The 21037-nt window shown below is 71.6% G+C and carries 14 protein-coding genes and 3 pseudogenes; 11 read left to right on the top strand and 6 right to left on the bottom strand.

Translation table 11 applies throughout. The features are described from left to right. Window positions 1–76: 76 nt before the first annotated feature. Window positions 77–637: a hypothetical protein gene (locus BM536_RS25480; RefSeq protein WP_211362949.1), complete on the bottom strand. Its 561-nt coding sequence runs from the start codon at window positions 635–637 to the stop codon at window positions 77–79. A 275-nt stretch (window positions 638–912) separates the two neighbouring features. On the opposite strand from BM536_RS25480, the gene trhA reads away from it, so the two are divergent. The 5 genes and pseudogenes from trhA (at window position 913) to BM536_RS41370 (ending at window position 5796) form a co-directional block, all read left to right on the top strand. Beyond that, window positions 913–1698 carry a PAQR family membrane homeostasis protein TrhA gene (gene trhA, locus BM536_RS25475; RefSeq protein WP_425444679.1) on the top strand — a complete coding sequence of 262 codons (786 nt, stop codon included), beginning with the start codon at window positions 913–915 and terminating at the stop codon, window positions 1696–1698. A 1475-nt stretch (window positions 1699–3173) separates the two neighbouring features. Further along, window positions 3174–4010: an alpha/beta fold hydrolase gene (locus BM536_RS25465; RefSeq protein ID WP_073495278.1), complete on the top strand. Its 837-nt coding sequence runs from the start codon at window positions 3174–3176 to the stop codon at window positions 4008–4010. Beyond that, complete coding sequence (locus BM536_RS25460) at window positions 4003–4587, top strand: TetR/AcrR family transcriptional regulator (protein WP_073495281.1); 585 nt, start codon at window positions 4003–4005, stop codon at window positions 4585–4587. The genes BM536_RS25465 and BM536_RS25460 overlap by 8 nt, the downstream gene beginning before the upstream one ends. A 649-nt stretch (window positions 4588–5236) precedes the next feature. Then, window positions 5237–5592, top strand: a pseudogene (locus tag BM536_RS25450) (PRC-barrel domain-containing protein). Window positions 5593–5628: 36 nt separating this feature from the next. Next, complete coding sequence (locus BM536_RS41370; RefSeq protein WP_170109956.1) at window positions 5629–5796, top strand: hypothetical protein; 168 nt, start codon at window positions 5629–5631, stop codon at window positions 5794–5796. Between the two features lie 729 nt (window positions 5797–6525). Here the strand turns inward: BM536_RS41370 and BM536_RS25445 are convergent. Beyond that, complete coding sequence (locus BM536_RS25445) at window positions 6526–7377, bottom strand: YihY/virulence factor BrkB family protein (protein WP_073495284.1); 852 nt, start codon at window positions 7375–7377, stop codon at window positions 6526–6528. A gap of 308 nt (window positions 7378–7685) precedes the next feature. Here BM536_RS25445 and pcaDC point away from each other — a divergent pair, with 308 nt between their 5' ends. The 3 genes from pcaDC to BM536_RS25430 all read left to right on the top strand — a co-directional run bounded on the left by pcaDC (window position 7686) and on the right by BM536_RS25430 (window position 10506). After that, window positions 7686–8984 (top strand): bifunctional 3-oxoadipate enol-lactonase/4-carboxymuconolactone decarboxylase PcaDC, encoded by a 1299-nt coding sequence (pcaDC, locus tag BM536_RS25440; RefSeq protein WP_094103555.1) that lies wholly within the window; start codon window positions 7686–7688, stop codon window positions 8982–8984. A 67-nt stretch (window positions 8985–9051) separates the two neighbouring features. Further along, a complete protein-coding gene (locus BM536_RS25435; RefSeq protein WP_073495299.1) occupies window positions 9052–9687 on the top strand; it encodes an MBL fold metallo-hydrolase in 636 nt (211 codons plus the stop codon). A gap of 39 nt (window positions 9688–9726) precedes the next feature. Further along, complete coding sequence (locus BM536_RS25430) at window positions 9727–10506, top strand: exodeoxyribonuclease III (protein ID WP_094103554.1); 780 nt, start codon at window positions 9727–9729, stop codon at window positions 10504–10506. Window positions 10507–10542: 36 nt separating this feature from the next. Here the strand turns inward: BM536_RS25430 and BM536_RS25425 are convergent, their stop codons facing one another. Beyond that, window positions 10543–12333, bottom strand: a complete 1791-nt coding sequence (locus BM536_RS25425; RefSeq protein WP_425444677.1) for an SGNH/GDSL hydrolase family protein — start codon at window positions 12331–12333, stop codon at window positions 10543–10545. 134 nt (window positions 12334–12467) lie between these two features. Here BM536_RS25425 and BM536_RS25420 point away from each other — a divergent pair, with 134 nt between their 5' ends. Together BM536_RS25420 and BM536_RS25415 are read left to right on the top strand one after the other, a co-directional pair. Further along, window positions 12468–12890, top strand: coding sequence for a DUF6278 family protein (locus BM536_RS25420; protein ID WP_073495290.1), 423 nt, complete (start codon window positions 12468–12470; stop codon window positions 12888–12890). 156 nt (window positions 12891–13046) lie between these two features. Continuing rightward, a pseudogene (locus BM536_RS25415) lies at window positions 13047–13789 on the top strand (amino acid ABC transporter ATP-binding protein). Window positions 13790–13903: 114 nt separating this feature from the next. Here BM536_RS25415 and BM536_RS25410 read toward each other — a convergent pair. Further along, window positions 13904–15472, bottom strand: a complete 1569-nt coding sequence (locus BM536_RS25410) for a CocE/NonD family hydrolase (protein ID WP_073495303.1) — start codon at window positions 15470–15472, stop codon at window positions 13904–13906. A 204-nt stretch (window positions 15473–15676) separates the two neighbouring features. Then, a pseudogene (locus BM536_RS39715) lies at window positions 15677–16437 on the bottom strand (hypothetical protein). A gap of 143 nt (window positions 16438–16580) precedes the next feature. On the opposite strand from BM536_RS39715, the gene ggt reads away from it, so the two are divergent. Continuing rightward, window positions 16581–18383, top strand: a complete 1803-nt coding sequence (gene ggt, locus BM536_RS25400; protein ID WP_073495293.1) for a gamma-glutamyltransferase — start codon at window positions 16581–16583, stop codon at window positions 18381–18383. 13 nt (window positions 18384–18396) lie between these two features. Here the strand turns inward: ggt and BM536_RS25395 are convergent, their stop codons facing one another. Continuing rightward, window positions 18397–20943: an ATP-dependent Clp protease ATP-binding subunit gene (locus tag BM536_RS25395; protein WP_094103553.1), complete on the bottom strand. Its 2547-nt coding sequence runs from the start codon at window positions 20941–20943 to the stop codon at window positions 18397–18399. Window positions 20944–21037: the final 94 nt, after the last annotated feature.

The raw sequence follows: 21037 nt of genomic DNA, 5'->3' as shown, positions 1-21037 counted from the left end.
CAGTCGCTGCAAGCGTCGTCGGGCACGGGAGCCGCATCTCCCGCGCGGCTCCCGTGCGGCTCGAAGGAGCCGACGCTCAGACGCTCGTCCAGGCGTCGAGAAAGGCTTTCCGTCCAGCCGGATCGTCCGACCTGCGGTCCGCGTGCAGGACGCGCCAGGCGGTGAGTTCGAAATCCCGGAGCCACAGTTCTCCGATGACCTGTGTCTTGAGGTCGGGCAGATGGTCGGACTCGACGAGGGCCTGACCGATCACCTCCCCGGCCGCGACGCGCTGGGGCGGGGTCATCTCATCGACGGCCGAGAGGACCTGCCGGGCCAGGGCGGTTCCTTCTCCCGCCAGGGCACGCAGCACCAGAGCCTTGATGTTGACGGGCAGCAGGTACGCGGTGCCCGACGACCTCCACAGGTCCGACCAGAAGCGTTCTCCTGTCTTCGTGGGGGCGGGCAGCGCGGCCAGCAGCCCGAGGAGATGGCCGGTGGCCGCATAGCCGTCGCAGTGGGCAGCTGCGACGACCGCGATGCCGGCGACGCCCTCCACGTCGAGCCGGCCGGCTTCGACATGCGGAGCCAGGTCCAGTTGGTGTTCCAACTGGTCCGCGAGGGCGGTGGACACGTGGGGGCGGACCTCAGGAAGCATCGGCGATCCTTGCGCGTAGGCGAGCGGAGATGCCCGTTCCGAAGCCTTGATCGTTCCCACGGCCAGCCGTTCTACTCGGCTTCGACCGGCCCAATCGGCGGCAGCGTCAACGGAGGTGGAGTTCACCCGGCGGCGAACCGGCCCGGGCCCGGCGACCTGGCTCCGGGGTTCTGGACCGTCTGGACCGACCTCCCGTCATGTGTCCGGGTCAGGTTGCCTAGCATGACCGCATGCTTGCCAGTGACGCCCAGGAGCCCGGGGGAGGACGAGAAGCTGTGTCCCGCGACGCCGCTGAAGTCGATTGTGGTCACGCCGTGTCAGCGCGGGGAGAGCGCCGTGCAGACGGGCCACCCGACCGATCACAGGGCGACCACGCGGGGGAGGGGGCTCACTCGGTCACTGCGCTGGTGGAGCGGGTGTCCGACCTGGCCGAGCCGATCAAGCCGAGGCTGCGTGGCTGGCTCCATGCCGGAATGGTCCCCGCCGCGCTGATCGCAGGCGTCGTGCTCATCTGCCTGGCCCGCACTCCGCAGGCGGTCGTGGCCTGCGCCGTGTACTCGGTCACCGCCTGGCTGCTGTTCGCGACGAGCGCCATTTACCACCGCGGCACCTGGGGATCGCTCGGCGAGGCTCTTCTGCGACGCCTCGACCACGCCAACATCTTCCTGATCATCGCCGGCACCTGCACCCCCCTGGCCGTGGTCCTCCTCCCGCCGGACCAGCGGTCCGTGCTGCTGTGGATCGTCTGGACGGGAGCGTTGGCCGGCATCGCGTTCCGGGTCCTTTGGGTCGGAGCCCCGCGCTGGCTGTACACCCCGTGCTACCTGGCGCTGGGGTGGGCACCGGTGAGCTACCTGCCCGACTTCCTGCACACCGGCGGAGCGGCCGTAGTGGTCCTGATCGTTGTCGGCGGTCTCCTCTACAGCGCGGGCGCGGTGGTCTACGCCCTCCAGCGGCCCGACCCCGCACCCCGCTGGTTCGGTTTCCACGAGGTCTTCCACGCGCTGACCGTGGTGGCCTTCACCGCGCACTACACCGCCATCTCCCTCGCCACCTACTGACCCCGTGACAGCGTTCCGGTCCGCCGCTCATCGCCCACGTCGCCGCATGTCGGACCGCGACGGGACGGGCGGTCGCCGACGCGGTCGCCCCGCGCGTGAAACCACGCCGCAAGCACTCTCTGTGCCCGTTACCTGAGCACCTTGGCGGCGCTCGCGGCCAAGCAAGAGGGGCACCCAGCTGCTGACATCGCAGCCCCGAAGGATGCCCGTTACCGCAGGGCGAGCAGCAGGTGGTCCGCGGAGCCACCGCACCGCCGTGACCACCGCACCGCCGTGACCACCGCACCGCCGTGACCATCGCACCGCCGTGAGAGGAATAGCTCCCACCACGAATGCGTGCACGGGGAACGCGGGGACGGGTACCAGCTGCCCGCCCCCACCCCTGCCCCACGGACGTCCCCCGTCTCGCCCCGCCGCCACGCTGACGCGGCACGAGCGGGGCGGGCCCCGAACGACGTGGCCACCTCGTCCGTGCCCGCTCGATGCGCTCCGCCGAAGCGTCCACGCCTCCGACCGCCACCGCGGTGTCCACTCGCCCGGGGGGACGCCGCTGAAGGGCCAGGCTTCCGAGGTTCCGTCAGCTCGGAGCGTGCCCGCTCCGATGTGTGTCGGCTGTGCGGTCGCCACCTCGGGTGGTGAGAAGGGGGGCCCGCGCCGTCTCACGTCGAAACGCGCGGGCGATGGCGCGTGCCTCGATGCCCGCCCGGCGAAGGACACCCGTGAGGGGATTGGTGTATCCGGCGAAGTACGAGCGCGGGGCTCCAGGATGGCTCTGTGCCCCTACGGCGAGGGGGTGCCCGGCCTCGTCGAGTACGCCCCCGGCGCTGCTCGTCCTCCACACCCACCGCCCTTCCCGCTCCCCGTGGTCTCGCAGGACGAGAGTCCGGGCAGGGTGATCACGGTGAGGACGGTCTTCCTCCGGGGCCCTGGTCGCCGACAGAGGGGCTGACCGACCAACGGTGCGAAGCGGGTTGTCGAGGTCGGTGTCGTGCGTGCTGAGCCGGCCGACGAAGGTGGGCACTCGCCGGGATCACGCACGTACTGCGGACCGGAGTCGCGCGGCGTGATGTCCCGGCCGAAACCGTGGGCTGCCCAGCCGTAACGGCCTGACTGTCTCCGCCAGTTCGACCTGATCGCGTCCGTTGCCGGTTCGCCACCGGAGCGCGAGGACCGGGCAGGTACTGGCCGGCTCCAGCACCGGCCGCTGAGCGGGCACGCCTGCCCCGAGCACGCAGAGGCCCTCTGGGGATGGGGGAGGTACGCGCCGAACTGGCATTACCGGAATGACGACGACGCGGACAGGGCCGAGCCGCGCGTCAGCTCATCCCCCTACCGCTCCACCCCGGACCGGGCTGGACCTTCCCCCTCGCCCTCACCTGGCGCCCGGCCGGAGTTGACTCTCTTGGCTATTGGCATTAGCTTTTAGCTAGTCGCATTAGCTTGTAGCTATTGCACTTAGCGAGCAGGGAGATGTCATGGCTGAGTTCGTCTCCGTCCCGGGCGGAACCATCGCCTACGAGGCAGCTGGGGAAGGCCCGTTGGTCGTCCTGGCCCACGGCATGGGGGACAGCCGCGCGGCGTACAGGTTCGTCCTGCCGCCTCTGGTGGCGGCGGGGTATCGCGTGGCCGCGGTCGATCTGCGGGGCTGTGGCGAGTCGAGCGCGCAATGGCCTTCCTACTCGCGCACCGACATCGCGGGCGATCTGCTCGCGGTGATCCGCCACATCGACAGCGGCCCGGCCGTCCTGGTCGGCCACTCGATCTCCGGCGGCGCCGCCACCATCGCGGCCGCCCAGGATCCCGGCCTGGTCAGGGGCATCATCGAGCTGGGCCCCTTCACCCGCGCGCAGTCGATCAAACTCGGCGACTTCCGCTCGAAGAGCTACCGTAGGGGTGCCTTCCGGCTGCTCGGCGCCAGCCTGTTCGGCAGCGTGGGACTGTGGTCCCGCTATCTCGACCACGCCTACCCCGGCCGCAAGCCGGCCGACTGGACCGACCGGCTCGCCCGAATCGAGGCGATGCTGGGCGAGCCCGGCCGGATGCGGGCGATACAGAAGATGGGGCAGTCGGCGCCGACCGACGCCGGCGCCCAGTTGGGCAACGTACGGTGCCCTGCCCTGATCGTGCAGGGCTCGCTCGACCCCGACTGGGTCGATCCGCGTGCCGAGGGCGAGGCGATCGTGGCTGCGATGCCGGCCGGTGTCGGACAGCTCGCGGTGGTCGAGGGAGCCGGCCACTACCCGCACGACCAGTACCCCGAGGAGACGGTGTCCCTGATGCTGGCCTTCCTGGAAGCACACGCCCGTGCCTAGGGCGGGCCTCGACACGAGCGCCGTCGTCGCGGCGGGAGCGGCGCTCGCCGACGAGGTCGGTCTGGCGGGCCTGACCATGGGTCTGCTGGCCGACAGACTCGGCGTACGGCCGCCGTCCCTGTACAAGCACGTAGGCTCCCTGGACGAACTGCGGCACGGCATCTCCGTCCAGGCCAAGGGCGAATTCGCCCATCAGCTGGCCCGGGCGTCCGTCGGCCGTTCCGGCCCGGACGCGGTCCGGGCGTTCGCCGACAGCTACCGCCACTGGGCCCTGGAGCATCCCGGCCGCTACGCCGCAACCGTCCCCGCTCCGGCGGCCGGTGACGAGGAGGACCGCCGCGTCAGCGAAGCGGCGTTGCAGGTTCTGCTCGACGTCCTCGCCGGTTTCGGCCTGCCCGACGCGCGCGTCGTCGACTCCGCACGGGCGCTGCGATCAGCACTTCACGGGTTCGTCACCCTTGAGGGCTCCGGCGGCTTCCAAATGCCCCGCGACGTCGAGCGGAGTTTCCACTTCCTCGTCGACACCCTGATCGCCGGTTTCCAGGCCGACCCTCCTGATCACGCCTCCGAAGGATGACATGGCCGCCGCCACCGATCCCTCCCTATCCACCCCGCAGCCACCTGTGAACGGGAAGACTCCGGCCGAGCCGTTGTCCGAGGCGCCCTCTGCCGATCGCGGGCAGGAGGCAGCCGTAGGCACCGTGAGGACCAGGACGCAACGGCCGGGGCACGACTACGTCCGAGGCGGCACGCGCTTCGCCGGCGAGGTGACCGCTTGGGTGTGCACCCCCTGGGCCCTGTGGTCGCATTCCGTCCCGCTGGCGATCGGCGCCGTCCTGCTGCTGATCGGGTTGCCTGCCGTCTTCGGCACCCCGGGCGACCGGCCCGGCGGAGACGCGCCCGTTGCGGTGCCGGGCATCGTCACCATCTTGCTGGTCGTGCTCCATCTGGTGGCGGCGGCAGTGTCTGCGTGGGCGCTGTGGGGGACGTGGATCGCCGCCACGGTGACTGTCCTGTGCCTGGTCGTGCCGTTCTCCGAACTACCGCGCTGGCGAGCCCTGTTGAGTGCGACCCCTGAGGGGCCAGGGACACGAGGTCTTACTCGCCGCCGTCCGGTCGGAAAGTCGGCTCCTCTCCAGGGTGTGCCGCTCCGTAGGCAGGTAAGGAGGGAGGAGCGAGAGAAGGACGACAGCGGTCTTCAGCTGACCTGAGACAGAGGGGGCTCCGTGTTCGAGGCGGAAGACATCAGGGAATGGCGAGGCCAGGACGTGGTCGACCACGAGCGGCACAAGATCGGCGTCCTGGAGGCGATCTATGTCGACACGGCCACAGACCAGCCCGCGTTCGCGACGGTGACGGTCGGCCTGCCGACCCGGCACGGCTGGTGTTCGTCCCCCTGGGCGGCGCGACGGTCGGTCCCGGTTATCTGAAGGTCGCCTACGACAAGAAGCAGGTCAAGGAAGCGCCCTCGATCGGCACGGACGGCGAACTGCTCGCGGAGGACGAGAAGACGGTCTTCGCGCACTACGAACTCGCCTACCGAACGGGTGCGGGCGGCGAACGTCGCCTCGCCCGCCGCTGATGCCCTCACCAACGTCCCCACCATGAGGTGACACCAATGGCTCTCTTCCTCCTGCTGCTCATCGTGGCGATCCTGCTCGGCATCATCGGGGTGGTGGCGAAGGGCCTGTTCTACCTGTTGGTCATCGGCGTGGTGGTCCTGGTCGCCGACCTCGTCCTCCTCGGTCTACGCCTGGGCCGCCGCCGCAGGCGCCTCCCCCGGTGACGCGGTCGGCCCGGGCAAGCGCCCCCACGGGCCGCCCGCCCGGAGACCGGACGTAGCGGGTGTCGGAGCAGTCGTCGAGCCATGGCCCAGGCGTGGTCCGCCCCGTCCGCCCCGTCCTCGACGGAGCGGAGGCGTCGGAGAGGTCGGCGCCTGTGCCGGCGTCCCGCTCGGAGTGGCCGACGCCGTGCCAGTCCAGGCGCCTGACGGTCGCGTCGTGACGCCTCCCAAGGCCAGAAGGACCCGCAGGCCGAGAACCTCAACCCGGCCTGACCTCGCAGCCTTGCCCGAGGGGTGGTGCACGCCGCGTCCGGTGACTGCCGCGGCCCGTGCAGGCCGTCCTTTCGGCCGAACAAGGGAGTCCGCTCTTGTGCCGGGCGCCGACAGGACTTGTGGTGCACAGGACTTGTGGTGCACAGGACTTGTGGTGCACAGGAACTGTGGTGCACAGGAGCAGGGCCGCGCAGCAATGGCTGGGCGGCCCTGTTCAGTTGAGGTGCGTCCGGAGGGCCCACCTCGCCGGGCCCTTCCTGAACTCGGTCACATCCGATCGGGCTGACCTTCTGCGGTGTCCTGCCGGTCCAGGCGGCGGACGGCGCGCGCCGCGCGAGGCCAGAGGCCGCCACTGCCCACGCGGCCGCAGCGAACCGGCCCCAGAGGTGAGGGCGGTCAGCCGCAGCGAAACCGGCCCCAGAGGTACGGGCGGTCAGCCGCAGGCACGAGAAGACCGGCTCATTCCCCGTGCGCAGGCTTCGTCAGCTCTGCGTTGAACTGAGCGCCGATCAGGAGGGACAGATTGGAGAGCCACAGCCAGACCAGGAAGACCACGACGCCTGCCAGTGAACCGTACAGACGGTCGTAGGTGCTGACCAGGGAGGTGTAGACGGCGAATCCGAGTGAGACGGTCAGCAGGAGCGCCACCGCCAGTGTGCCGCCGGGCGCCATCCTCAGGACAGGGCGGGAGGTCGCCGGTCCTGACCGGTACAGGACCAGCACCAAGGCGACGGCTACGGTGGCCACGACCGGCCACCGCAACGTGTCCCACGTGGCCTGGGGCCCCGTACCCAGACTCAGGGCCTGACCCAGACGCCGGGCCAGGCCGCCGGTGAGCAACAACGCGAGGGTCGACGTCAGAAGCAGGGAGCTGAGAACGAGTGCCGTGGCGACGATGCGCGGAGCGGTACGCCAGACCGGCCGGTCGGCGCTGATTCCGTGCATGGAGTACAACGCCCGGCGGAAGACGCTCAGATAGCTGCATCCCGACCACAGGGCTCCCGTCCCTCCGACGAAGATCAGCGTCCAGGCCGCCGTCGGCTGTGCCACCATCTGCAGGAGGGCGCTGCGCAGCAGAGCGCGGGACTCGGCAGGGGCCGCCTGCGTCATGCGGTCGATGACCTCCGGCTCGGCCGTGGGCACGGTCAGACCCAGAATCGAGAGGATGACCAGCAGCAGCGGGAACAGCGCCAGAACCGCATAGTAGGTCAGCGCAGCGGCCCAGTCCGTGACGTCGTCGTTCCAGACGGCCACCGGCGTCCGGCGCAACGCCACCCACCACCGAGCCGTGTGACCGTCTGCATCATCCATGACGCGGATGCTCTCACTCTTCGTCCTCGGGCCACCATCCAGCCCTGCGGTGCGACAGAACCCGGCACGCGTGCCGGTTACCTGACGTGCTGTGGAAGGCGGGACGGTCGCGCGGCCACGGTCCCTTGGCACTCTCGGCCCGGACACGGCGGCCACTTTGCTGATCACGGTGAAGGAGGCCAAGACTCGGCGTGAAATCGTCCGGTGCCTCAAGCGCCATGCGGCCGGGAGGTCTTCAATGTGGTCGGACAGCTACAGTCAGGACCCCGCTCATAGGGGCTGTCGTGACAGATGAGAGGCTCAGACGGGTGAGCGAGACACCACCGAACACCCTGCAATACCGCTTCGACGGGCCGGAAGACGCACCAGTCCTGATCCTGGGTCCCTCACTGGGCACCACCTGGCACATGTGGGACCGGCAGGTTCCCGAGCTGGCCCAGCAGTGGCGGATCTTCCGGTTCGACCTGCCCGGTCACGGCGGGTCCCCGGCCCATCCGGCGGGCTCCGTCGGCGACCTCGCCGAGCGGCTGCTGGCCACGCTCGACGCGCTCGGTGTGCAGCGCTTCGGGTACGCGGGCTGTGCGCTCGGCGGTGCGGTCGGCGTGCAGCTGGCGCTGCGCCACCCCGAGCGGGTCGCCTCGCTCGCGCTCATCGCGGCCTCGCCGCGGTTCGGCACGGCGGACGAGTTCCGGCAGCGGGGTGTGATCGTCCGGACGAACGGCCTCGACCCCATCGCCCGTACCTCGCCCGACCGTTGGTTCACCAGCGGCTTCGCGGCCACGCAGCCCGCGATCACCGAGTGGGCCGTACAGATGGTGCGCACCACCGACCCCGGCTGCTACATCGCCGCCTGCGAGGCGCTCGCCTCCTTCGACGTGCGGGCCGAACTCGGCATGGTCGGCGTGCCGACGCTGGTCCTCGTCGGCTCGGACGACCAGGTCACCGGCCCCGCGGAGGCCCGCACGCTGGTCGCGGGCATCCCCGACTCCCGTCTCGCCGTCGTCCCCGGCGCCTCCCACCTGGTCCCGGTCGAGCAGCCCGCCGCCGTCACCGACCTGCTGGTCCGGCACTTCTCGACCGCCTGGCAGCCCGCCTACGAGCACAGCACGGGCCAGACCGCCGTCCCCGGCGTCTCCCTCAGGCCGCTGCACGTGTCCCCGCAGACGGCGCCGATCGCCGAGATCGCTCCCGCGCCGGTCGTCGCGCCGCCGCAGGTCATGGGCCGCCCCGACCCGTACGACGCCGGGTTGAAGGTACGCCGCGAGGTCCTCGGGGACGCCCATGTGGACCGGGCGCTGGCGCAGGCCGACGACTTCTCGGGCGACTTCCAGGAGCTGATCACCCGCTACGCCTGGGGGGAGGTCTGGGACCGCCCCGGCCTCGACCGCCGTTCGCGCTCCTGCGTCACGCTCACCGCGCTGGTGGCCGGCGGGCACCTCGACGAACTGGCCTTCCACACCCGCGCCGCCCTGCGCAACGGCCTCACCCCGGACGAGATCAAGGAGGTCCTGCTCCAGGCGGCGGTCTACTGCGGCGTACCGGCCGCGAACAGCGCCTTCCGGGTGGCGCAGCAGGTCATCCGGGAGGAGACGACGCCCTCCGAGTGAGCCGGCCGGCCGGCGGAGGAAGGATGGAATCATGACGTCCATGACCCCGAAGAAGCCCGTGACGCCCATGCAGCTCACGAAGAAGGCGCACGCCTGTGTCCGCCTGGAGAAGGACGGCCGCACGCTCGTTCTCGACCCGGGCGCGTTCACCGAGGAGGACGCGGCGCTCGGCGCGGAGGCGATCCTGGTCACGCACGAGCACCCCGACCACTTCAGCGAGGAGCGGCTGCGGGCGGCCCTGGACGCCGACCCGGCCGCCGAGATCTGGACCCTCGCGTCGGTCGCGCAGAAGATCGCGAGCGCCTTCCCCGGCCGCGTCCACACCGTCGGCCACGGGGACGCCTTCACCGCGGCGGGCTTCGACGTCCAGGTCCACGGCGAGCTGCACGCCGTGATCCACCCGGACCTGCCGCGCGTCACCAACGTCGGCTTCCTGATCGACGGCGGCCGTGTCTTCCACCCCGGCGACGCCCTCACCGTCCCCGACCGCCCGGTGGAGACCCTCCTCGCCCCGGTCCAGGCCCCCTGGAACAAGATCGCCGAGGTCATCGAGTACGTCAGGGAGGTCGGGCCGCGGCGGGTCTACGACATCCACGACGCCCTCCTCACCGACCTGGCCCGCCCCATCTACGACACGCACCTGGGTAATCTGGGCGGCGCGGACCACCGGCGGCTGGCGTCGGGGGCCTCGGCCCAGATCTGAGGGACGGCGTTGTCGGACCCTGCGGGTAAGTTGTCGGGCATGCGCATCGCGACCTGGAACGTGAACTCGATCACCGCCCGCCTGCCGAGGCTCCTGGCCTGGCTGGAGAGCAGCGGCACCGACGTGCTCTGCCTCCAGGAGGCCAAGGTCGCCGAGGACCAGTTCCCGTTCGACCAGCTGCGCGAGCTGGGCTACGAGGCGGCGGTCCACGCCACCGGCAGGTGGAACGGCGTGGCGGTGCTCTCCCGCGTGGGCATCGCGGACGTGGTCAAGGGCCTGCCCGGCGATCCGGGCTACGACGGCGCCCCTGAGCCCCGCGCGATCGCCGCGACCTGCGGCCCGGTCCGCGTCTGGTCGGTCTACGTGCCCAACGGCCGCGAGGTGGAGCACCCGCACTACGCGTACAAGCTCCAGTGGTTCGAGGCCCTCAGGGCCGCCGTCGCGGGGGACGCGGGAGGCAGCCGCCCCTTCGCCGTGCTGGGCGACTACAACGTGGCGCCGACCGACGACGACGTCTACGACGTGGCCGCCTTCGAGGGGTCCACCCATGTCACCCCCGCCGAGCGCGCCGCCCTCGCCTCCCTGCGCGGGGCGGGCCTCTCCGACGTCGTCCCGCGCCCCCTCAAGTACGAGCACCCCTTCACGTACTGGGACTACCGCCAGCTCTGCTTCCCCAAGAACCGCGGCATGCGCATCGACCTGGTGTACGGCAACGCGCCCTTCGCCAAGGCCGTGAAGGACTCCTACGTCGACCGCGAGGAGCGCAAGGGCAAGGGCGCCTCGGACCACGCGCCGGTCGTCGTCGACCTGGACGTGTAGGCCCCCGGCCCCCCGGCCCCCCCCGGCGGCCCGGCGTCACAGCAGCCGTAGGTCCACGGTGTCCGCGAGGGCCGCGTATCCCGCGTCCCCGGGGTGCAGATGGTCCCCGCTGTCGTACGCGGGCAACAGGCGCCCGGGGGCCGCCGGGTCGCGCAGGGCGAGGTCGGCGTCGAGGACGGCGTCGAAGGGGCCGCGCTCCCGGATCCAGGCGTTGACCGCGGTCCGCCCGGCCTCCACGGCCGGTGTGCACCGCGCCAGGCCCCCACAGGGCGCCAGCGTCGTCCCGAGCACCCGCAGACCGCGCAGCCGCGCCCGCTCGGCGATCTCCCGCAGACCGGCCGTGAGCCGCTCCGGCGACGTCCCCGCGAGCAGGTCGTTGATGCCCTCGAAGACGACCAGGGTCCGTACGGAGGTCTGCGCGAACACGTCCCGGTCGAGGCGGTTGAGGGCACTCACCCCGGTCGTGACCGTGGAGACCCCGTCGCCTGGATAGCGGTCGGTGACCACCCGGTTGCCCGCGATGCCGTGGTTGAGGACGCCGTACCGCGGCACCTCGTCCTGCCGGCGCAGCCGGGCGGCCAGCACGTCCGGCCAACTGCTGTCGGTGTCCGCCGTCGACCGGTCGCCGTCGGTGAGCGAGTCCCCGAGCAGCACCACCGACCCCGGCCCGCCGCCGACATCGATCCCGGCCAGCAGCGGCCGGCTCGTCAGCGTCGTGCCGTACGCCGCCCCGTCCGCGTCCGCCGTGTGGTCTCCCGGCCCGCTCAGGTACGCCCGCTGCACCGCGAGCCCGTGCGACGGGACCGCCGTCACCGTCCCGGGCAGGTGGAAGCTGACCAGCAGGTCGGCGCCCGCGGGCACCGTGAAGGCCAGGGGATCGCTGACCGCCTGTGTTCCGGCCGGCAGCTCGGCATCCGCCGCACCCCCGAAGGTCAGTGGCACCGGAGCGCCCAGGGCCGTCGCGCCGGCCGCCCGCAGTGCCACCGTCGCGCCGCCCAGCCGCACCGGTGCGGACGCGAAGGCGTTGTCGAAGCGCACCCGCACCCGTGGCCCGCCCGCCGAGGCGTGCACCACCAGCCGCAGCGTCCGGTCGGTCCACGGCCCCACGGCCGGCTGTCCGGATGTCGAGGAGGCCCAGCTGCCCGTCCAGCCGGGGGCCGCCGCCCGCACCGCGAGCGAGAAGACGTGCAGGTCGGGGGCGTACGGCAGGCGTACCGAGGCGACCGCGCGCCCCGGCGCGAGCGGCACGGTCACCACGTACAGACGGGCTCGCTCGGCGAGTGGCCCGTCGGGGGTGCTCACGTGCGGGAGGGCCACCGCCTTGGTGGCGAGGCCGCCGCGGCGCCAGTCCGGGGCGCTCAGCAGATAGGAGGAGCGGGAGCCGTCGGCGTACGTGACCGTCCCCGAGCCGCCCGCAGGGCCGCCGCCCGTGCTGGTGACCAGGAAGGCGAGGGCGTCGCCGCGCCCCGTGAGGAGGACCTCCTGGCCGGCGGCGCGGACGTTGTCCGGGGCGCCCGGGGGCCGTCGGGGCCAGGTCAGCCGGGCGCCCTGGACGGTCAGTGCGCGGCCGGGGGTCCAGCCCGCGGCCGCGAGATCCCGCGCGGACAGCGCGGCGCCCCTGCCGTCGAGACCGGCGGAGTCCGGCCGCCCCTCGTGGGCGACGCCCGTGTTGTCGTAGTGCCGTTCCAGGGGCAGTGGTGCGGCCCGCACGGCCTGCACGGGCTGGGCCGGCGGGAGGAACAGCGAGCCGAGGAGCAGGGCCACCACGGGAAACCCGCGCACAGGTCGGCGCACGTACCGACTCCTCCCGTACATCCGGTCGATCATCCGGGCACCGCGAGGGTAGGGAAAACGTCGCGTACCGGTCAATTCGGCGTGCGGGTGGGGGAGGGGGTTCCGGTCGCTCGCCGCTGCCCGCGCGCCTGTGGTGCGCGCGCCGGTGTGAATGTCACGCTGGGCGTATGAACATCCCTTTCCTGGGCAGCAGGCGCAAGAAGCACGCCGAGGCGACGCTGACCGCCGCCGACCCCGAAGGGGTCGCCGAACTCCTCTCCGAGTGCGAGCTGCTGCGCACCCTGGCGGAACAGGAGGGCATCCGGCTCGACGACACTCCGGCCTCGCTGGAAGCGCTCGACCAGTTGCTGCCGCGCTGGCGCGACGACGAGGAGAACCTGCCGTGGCTCGGCAACGACGCCGGCCTCTACCTCGGCACGGTCATCGTGCGCACCGTCCCCGGCGCCGCCTGGGAGGTCTGGCCGGGCGGCCAGCCCGTCGTCCGGCTCGCGTCGGGCCGTGAGTTCGACGTGGTGACGGCCGGGCAGGAGTGGGCCGCGAACGGCGTTCCGGAGCTGTCGCAGCGCTACGGCGAGGTGGCGGAGGTCTGAGGTCGCGGTGTGAGCGGCGGCGTGAGCGGTGGTGGACGGCTTCGGACGGGGCTTAAATACGGCTAATGCGGGACAAGTGCGTGTCGGGTCTTTAGGTCAGTTTTATCTGGATAGTTTGCGGCAGCACGGGACAGCTGAGAGTGAGTAGGGCTGCGCATGGCCGTCGATCCGTTGATCGAGCTGCGTGACGTCAACAAGTACTTCGGGGAACTGCATGTCCTCCAGGACATCGACCTCACGGTCGGCAGGGGGGAGGTGGTCGTGGTCATCGGCCCTTCGGGGTCGGGCAAGTCGACGCTCTGCCGGGCCATCAACCGGCTGGAGACCATCCGCTCGGGCACCATCCTGCTCGACGGCAGACCGCTGCCTGACGAGGGCAAGGAACTGGCCAGGCTGCGCGCGACGTCGGCATGGTCTTCCAGTCCTTCAATCTGTTCGCGCACAGGACCGTGCTGCAGAACGTGATGCTGGGCCAGGTCAAGGTCCGCGGGACCGCCAAGGCGAAGGCCGAGGAGAAGGCACGTGCCCTGCTCGACCGGGTCGGCGTGGCCAGCCAGGCCGACAAGTACCCCGCGCAGCTCTCCGGCGGCCAGCAGCAGCGCGTGGCCATCGCCCGGGCCCTCGCGATGGAGCCCAAGGTGATGCTGTTCGACGAGCCGACGTCCGCCCTGGACCCGGAGATGATCAACGAGGTGCTGGAGGTCATGCGGCAACTCGCCCGGGACGGCATGACGATGGTCGTCGTCACCCACGAGATGGGCTTCGCCCGCTCGGCCGCCAACCGCGTGGTGTTCATGGCCGACGGCCGCATCGTCGAGGACCGCAGCCCGGACGAGTTCTTCACCGATCCGCACAGCGACCGGGCCAAGGACTTTCTCTCCAAGATCCTCAAGCACTGACCGAGTACGCGCCCGCCCTGACCCCCGGGGCGGAACCTCGTCTAGGATGGGTCGTTCATCTGGGCCACAGGGGCAGATCCACAGGAGCCATACCCGCCCGGCGGCGGCCGGAGATCACTGTTCGCGCAGCGGGATCGACACGTACGACGGGTCGTTCGCCGGCGAGGAGAAGGTCAGCCGCGCGCCGGTCGGGTTGTGCTCGATGTAGAGCGGGTCGACCGTGTCGACGACCAGCGCCAGCCGGTGCCCCGCCGGGACGTCGTAGGCCGTGGAGAACAACTCCAGGTCCACGCCGAACGGCTCGCCCGGGGTGCGGCCGTGGAAGGTGTACGGCGCGTTGGTGACCAGCTTGCCGAGACCGAGCGGCCCCACGTCGTAGAGGTGGGCGACGAGGGTGCCGCTCTCCTCGGTCGGTGTCACCGTGGTGTGCAACCTCGCGGTGCCGCGCACCCGTTGGATCCCGGTGTACGTCTCCGACTGCCATACGGCGGCCCAGCGGCGGGGGAGCAGGGGGATCGAGGCCACCGGGGGCAGCCGGGCGATCTGGTCGAGGATGCTCGACAGGAACACGATCCCCCCGTCCGCGCCCGAGTTGACGCCGGCGCGGATCGTGGTGGTCCCGGCGAGGTTCACCTTGCGGGTGGTCGCGGTCACCGATTTCCAGTCCGGGTAACCCTCGTAGCCGCTGGTGGAACGGGACTTGAGCCGCACCGGCTGCTCACGGTCGATGCCGTTGTCCACGCCCCTGAGGTGGTGGTCGAACCAGCGCACGGTGTCGGTCCACACGTCGTTGGGCAGTCCGAACAGGCCGGTGAGTTCGGCCGTCGCGTGGTCGCCGGGCCGGAACGAAAGGCGCTTGGGGCCGGTCAGCTTCTCGTAGAAGTCCGCGTACTGGTTGGGCGGGAAGATCGTGTCGCCCCAGGTGTTGGCGAGCATGACCGCCGCGCCGTTCTGGTTGAGCTGGTCCAGGTAGGTCCTGGGGGAACGTTTCTTCCCCCAGGCGATCAGGTCCTCTTCCTTGGACAGGTCGGCGGAGTAGAAGTCGTCGAAGGCCCGGCGGGTCTCGGCGCTGTGGCGGCCGGTGACCGTGCCCGTGGCGTCCAGCAGAGCGGCGGCCTGGACGTGTTCGGTGCGGCCGGAGTAGATCGACCCGGTCAGGTCCGCCCAGCCGCTGAGCGCCGCGACGGCCTTGATGCGCGGGTCGTGCGCGGCGGCGAGCAGGCTGATGCCGGCACCGTAGGAGACGCCGCCGATGCCGATGCGCCGGTGGTCGGCGGCGGTGTGCGCGAGCGCCCAGTCGACCACCGTGGACGCGTCGGCCACATCGGGCGGGCCGGCCACCTCGATCTCACCGCCGGACTGCCAGAAGCCGCGCACGTTGTACGTGAGCACGATGTAGCCGGCGTCGGCGAGTCTCCGGGCCTGGGCGAGGTACTCGACCTGGGGGAAGGACCAGCTCGTCGGGAACACGATCAGGGGGCGGCGGCCGCTGCCGTCGGCGCCCGCGGGCGTGACGACGTTCGCCTTCAGTACGGTGCCGTCGGCGCCCTGGATGTCGACGAAGCGGACGCTGCTCGTGGCGGCCTGCGCGGCGGGGGCGAGACCGAGGACGCCACCCGCGACCAGGGTCGCGGAGACGGCGCCCAGGGCGGTCGTACGAAGGCCCGTGCGGTGGTGTCCCACGGTCACTCCTCACGCGTGTCAGTGCAAAGTGACCCGACGGTAACCTGCCGCTCCCAGCCTATGTAACCCGTCGGTAAGTTACGTGCCAGTAACGGTTGTTGACGTGTGCGACGGGTCGCGGACGCACGGAGTCGCGTGCCCGCCGGATGCGCGTCGTCCGCGGGTCGTGCGTGCGGAGTCGCGGCCGGCGGCCGTGCGCGGAAGTCAGGACGCGCGGTGCGAGGCGCGGGTGGAGACGGTCTGCGAGGGCAGCGGCGTCTGGGCGGCCCGCGTCACGTCGGCGACCAGCTCCACCACATCGGGGCCGTACGCCTGGGAGTTGACGACCTTCAGCAACAGCACGAAGGAGTTGGTCCCGTGCTTGCGGTGCAGGCGCTCGTGGTTGCGGGCCAGATAGCGGGTGGCGGCCTGGTTGGTGATGGCGCGCTGGCCGCAGAAGAGGAACACCGGCCGGGCGTCGCGGCGCTGGGTGACGGTCAGCCGGGCCAGCAGCACGTACTCGGTGACACCCGCCTCCAGGCGGTGGCGCTCGGTGCCGATCTGGAAAGCGCCCCGGTCCGGGCCCGGTTCGCGTCGACGTTGACCCGCACGCCGGGCAGCATCGCCGCCATGTGCGCCGTCATCCGCCGGTTGGAGGCCGGGCCGCCGACGCAGAACTCGGTGCGCTCGCCGAAGCCCTGTTGGGCCGTGTCCTGGGTGACCACCTGCACGTTGGCGCCGCAGTCCTTGATCAGCGCGGACAGTTCCAGCAGCGCGAAGACGTCGAAGCGGTGGACCGCCGGCTCAGAGGTCGCCGGGTCGCGGTTGACGACGAGCCTGCACTCCGAGTTGTCCGGCAGCCCGAAGAACGCCTGCTTGCGCCGTAGTTTCCGTCGCCAGAGGTAGGTGCGGGCCACCCAGCCGAGCGCGGCACTGATACCGGCCGCGACCACACCCAGAACGAGGTTGCGCACGTCGTCATTCATGGGCGCGCATAGTAGTGGGGTCCCATGGCCGGAACGTACCCGTGTTCGATGTGCGCCAGTCGTATGACAGTGCCCGGAAGGGGGCTGCCGGGGGCCCGTAGTTGTGGTTACGCTGCGCGGACGTTCCCGGACTGGAGGTACGGATGCGTCGCTCTGTCGCGCGGAAACTGTCGGTCCTGGCGGTCTCGGCCGCCATGGTCTCGGTGGGGGCGGCGGCGCCACCCGCCGCCGCCGGAAGGACGGTCGCCGAGAAGACACCCGTCGCCGTCGGCTACGGCGGTGCCGTGGCCAGCGTCGACGCGGACGCCTCCGCGGCCGGCATCGAGATCCTGCGCAAGGGCGGCAACGCGGTCGACGCGGCCGTCGCCACCGCCGCCGCCCTCGGCGTCACCGAGCCCTACTCCGCCGGTATCGGCGGAGGCGGCTACTTCGTCCACTACGACGCCAAGTCCCGTACGGTGCGCACGATCGACGGCCGTGAGACCGCGCCGCTCTCCGCCGACGCGGAACTGTTCCTCGAGAACGGCAAGCCCCTCGCCTTCGCCGACGCCGTCAGCAGCGGCCTCGCCGTCGGCACCCCCGGCACGCCCGCCACCTGGGCGACGGCCCTCGACCGGTGGGGCAGCAGGAAGCTCGGCACGGTGCTGAAGCCGGCCGAGCGCCTGGCCCGCGACGGCTTCACCGTCGACGCCACCTTCCGCGGCCAGACCGCGGCCAACGAGACCCGCTTCCGCTACTTCCCCGACACCGCCGAGCTGTTCCTGCCCGGCGGACAGCTCCCGGCCGTCGGCTCCACCTTCAAGAACCCCGACCTCGCCCGCACCTACGCCGAGTTGGGCCGCAAGGGGGTCGGCGCGCTCTACCGCGGCGACATCGCCGAGGACATCGTCGACACCGTGAACAAGCCGCCGGTCGACCCGGCCTCGGGCTGGAACGCCCGGCCCGGCGACCTGACCGCGAAGGACCTCGCCGCCTACCGGGCCAAGCTCCAGGCCCCCACCAGGACCACCTACCGCGGCCTCGGCGTGTACTCCATCGCGCCCTCCTCCTCCGGCGGCACCACCGTCGGCGAGGCTCTCAACATCCTGGAGCGGACCGACCTGTCCGAGGCGAGCCGGGCCCAGTACCTGCACCGGTTCATCGAGGCCAGCCGCATCGCCTTCGCCGACCGCGGGCGCTGGGTCGGCGACCCCGCCTTCGAGGACGTACCGGTCAGGGAACTGCTGTCGCAGCGGTACGCCGACTCGCGGGAGTGCCTGATCAAGGACGACGCGGTGCTCACCAGCCCGGTCGCGCCCGGCGACCCGCGCCACCCGGCGGACTGCGCCACGGCAGGCACGGCGGCGCCGACGACGTACGAGGGCGAGAGCACCACGCACCTGACCGTCGCCGACAAGTGGGGAAACGTCGTTTCCTACACGCTCACCATCGAGCAGACCGGCGGCAGCGGCATCACCGTCCCGGGGCGCGGTTTCATCCTCAACAACGAGCTGACGGACTTCTCCTTCGCCCCGGCCAACCCGGCCGTGCACGACCCGAACCTGCCCGGTCCGGGCAAGCGGCCCCGCTCGTCGATGGCGCCGACCATCGTGCTCGACCGGCACGACCAGCCGGTGGTGGCCCTCGGTTCGCCCGGCGGCGCCACCATCATCACCACCGTGCTCCAGATCCTCACCCAGTTCCTCGACCGCGGGCTCCCGCTCGTGGACGCCATCGCCGCACCCCGCGCCAGCCAGCGCAACGCCGCCCAGACGGAACTCGAACCCGGCCTCTTCGGCACCGACCTGGCCAGGGAGCTGGAGGCGATCGGGCACTCGTTCCGGCTGAACGCGGAGATCGGCGCCGCGACCGCCGTGCAGCGGCTGCCCAACGGCAAGTGGCTCGCGGCGGCCGAGACCGTGCGGCGGGGCGGCGGCTCGGCGCGGGTGGTGGTGTCGGCGCCGTAGGGCACCGGCAGCCTCACAGCTCGGGAGCGGGCGGCTCGTCGCGGATCGTGCGGAACGCGAGCCGTCCGTCCTGGACGTCGACCGTCACGCGGGCGCCCTCCTGGACCCGCCCGTCGAGCAGCAGCCGGGACAGCTGGTTGTCGACCTCGCGCTGGATGGTGCGGCGCAGCGGGCGGGCACCGTACTCGGGCTGGTAACCGCGTGCGGCAAGCCAGTCGACGGCCGCCTCGGAGAACTCCACGGCGATGCCCTGCGAGTGCACCAGCCGACGGGTTCCGTCCAGCAACAGGTCGGTGATCCGCCGCAGTTGGTCCCCGCTGAGCTGCCGGAAGACGACGATCTCGTCGATGCGGTTGAGGAACTCCGGCCGGAAGTGGTCGCGCAGCGGACGCAGGATCTGCTCCCGGCGCGCCTCCTCGTCGGCCTCGGCGCCACCCGCGCCGAAACCGATTCCGGCACCACGCCGGATGATCGCCTCCGAACCCAGGTTGCTGGTCATCACGATCACCGTGTTGGTGAAGTCGACCGTGCGGCCCTGCGCGTCGGTCAGCCGCCCGTCGTCGAGGACCTGGAGCAGGATGTTGAAGACGTCCGGATGCGCCTTCTCCACCTCGTCGAGCAGCAGCAGCGAATACGGATGCCGGCGGACCGCCTCGGTCAGCTGGCCGGCCTCCTCGTGACCCACGTAACCGGGCGGGGCGCCCACCAGGCGGCTCACGGTGTGCCGCTCCTGGTACTCGCTCATGTCCAGGCGGACCATGCGCTCCTCGCTGCCGAAGAGCGCCTCGGCGAGCGCGCGGGCCAGTTCGGTCTTGCCGACGCCGGTCGGGCCGAGGAACAGGAAGCTGCCGATCGGCCGGTCAGGGCTCGACAGCCCGGCACGCGACCGCAGCACGGCGTCCGAGACGACCCGCACGGCCTCGTCCTGGCCCACGACCCGCTCGTGCAGATGCTGTTCCAGGCCGAGCAGCCGGTCCTTCTCCTCCCGGGTGAGGCTCGCGACGGGGATGCCGGTCAGGCGGGAGACGACCTCGGCGATCGCCTCGGCGGTGACCTCCAGGTGCTGGCCCTCTTCGACCCCTCCGCCCCCGGCCGCGTCCGCGATCCGCTGCTTCAACTCCGCGATGCGGTCCCGCAGCTGGGTGGCCCGCTCGTAGTCCTCGTCGGCGACCGCCTGGTCCTTGTCGCGGGTGAGCTGCTCGACGTCGCGCTCCATGGCGCGTACGTCTGTCCCCTTGGTGCGGGCACTCAGGCGCACCCGGGCGCCGGCCTGGTCGATCAGGTCGATGGCCTTGTCGGGCAGCCGCCGGTCGGTGACGTAGCGGTCGGACAGCTCCACGGCCGCCACCAGCGCCTCGTCGGTGTAGCGGACCTGGTGGTGGGCCTCGTACCGGTCGCGCAGTCCGCGCAGGATCTCGATCGCGTCCGCGGCCGACGGCTCCGGCACCAGGATCGGCTGGAACCGCCGGGCCAGCGCCGCGTCCTTCTCGATCCGCCGGTACTCCTCCAGCGTCGTCGCACCCACGATGTGCAGTTCACCGCGGGCCAACGCCGGCTTGAGGATGTTTCCGGCGTCCATCGAACCGCCCTCGCCGCCGCCACCCGCGCCGACGACCGTGTGCAACTCGTCGATGAAGACGATCAGTTGGTCGGAGTGCTCGCGGATCTCGTTCACGATGGCGTTGAGGCGCTCCTCGAAGTCGCCCCGGTAACGGGTTCCCGCCACGACACCGGACAGGTCCAGCGCGACGACCCGCCGGCCGGTCAGCACGTCCGGCACGTCACCGTCCGCGATGCGCTGCGCGAGCCCCTCCACGATGGCGGTCTTGCCGACGCCCGCGTCACCGATCAGCACGGGATTGTTCTTGCCGCGCCGCGACAGCACCTCGATCGTCTGCTCGATCTCGTCGTCCCGGCCGATCACCGGGTCGATACGGCCCTTGCGCGCCAGGTCGGTGAGATCGCGGCCGTACTGGTCGAGGGTCGGCGTGGAGGTGGGCCGCTGCCGCTCCTGGGCGGACTGCGGGGGCATGGAGTCCGAAGGTTCGGACGGGCCGGCGGACGGCGTGAAGCGGGCCGCGTTCAGGATGTGCCCGGCCGCGGAGTCCGGGTTCGCCGCGAGGGCGCTCAGTACGTGCTCGGGCCCGATGTAGCCCGCGCCGCGCGAGCGCGCCAGGTCATGGGCGTCCAGCAGCGCCCGCTTGGCGGCCGGCGTCAGCGACAGCGAGGTGGGTGGCGGCACCTCGCCCGGCGGGTGCTGCGCCGGGCCCGAGCGCTCGTCGATCTCCGTCGCGAGGGAGTCGGGATCCGCACCGGCCCGGCTGAGCAGGCTGCGGGTCGGCTCCGCCGCGAGGGCGGCGCGCAGCAGGTGCTCGGTGTCCAGATCGCGGCTGCCGTGCTCGGCGGCGTACTGGGCCGCGCCGCGGACCAGTTCCCTGGCCGGCTGGCTGAGGAGCTGACCGATGTTGATCTGGCGGGGACCGGGGCGGGGCCCGCCGAAGAAGCGGGCGAGGAATTCACCGAAGGGGTCGCCCTCAGGGCCGATGTAGCCGCTGGTCATGGCATTCCGTTCCCTCGACTGCGTTGCCGGTGCGGACGGGTTTTCTGTCCGGGTCGGGCTACACCACGATGACACGTTCCTTTTGGGGTGGCAT

The organism is Streptomyces phaeoluteigriseus, assembly GCF_001896135.2.
GTDB lineage: Bacteria > Actinomycetota > Actinomycetes > Streptomycetales > Streptomycetaceae > Streptomyces > Streptomyces phaeoluteigriseus.
The sequence above is the reverse complement of the archived record's forward strand: the minus strand, read 5'-3'. Positions and strand labels throughout refer to the sequence as shown.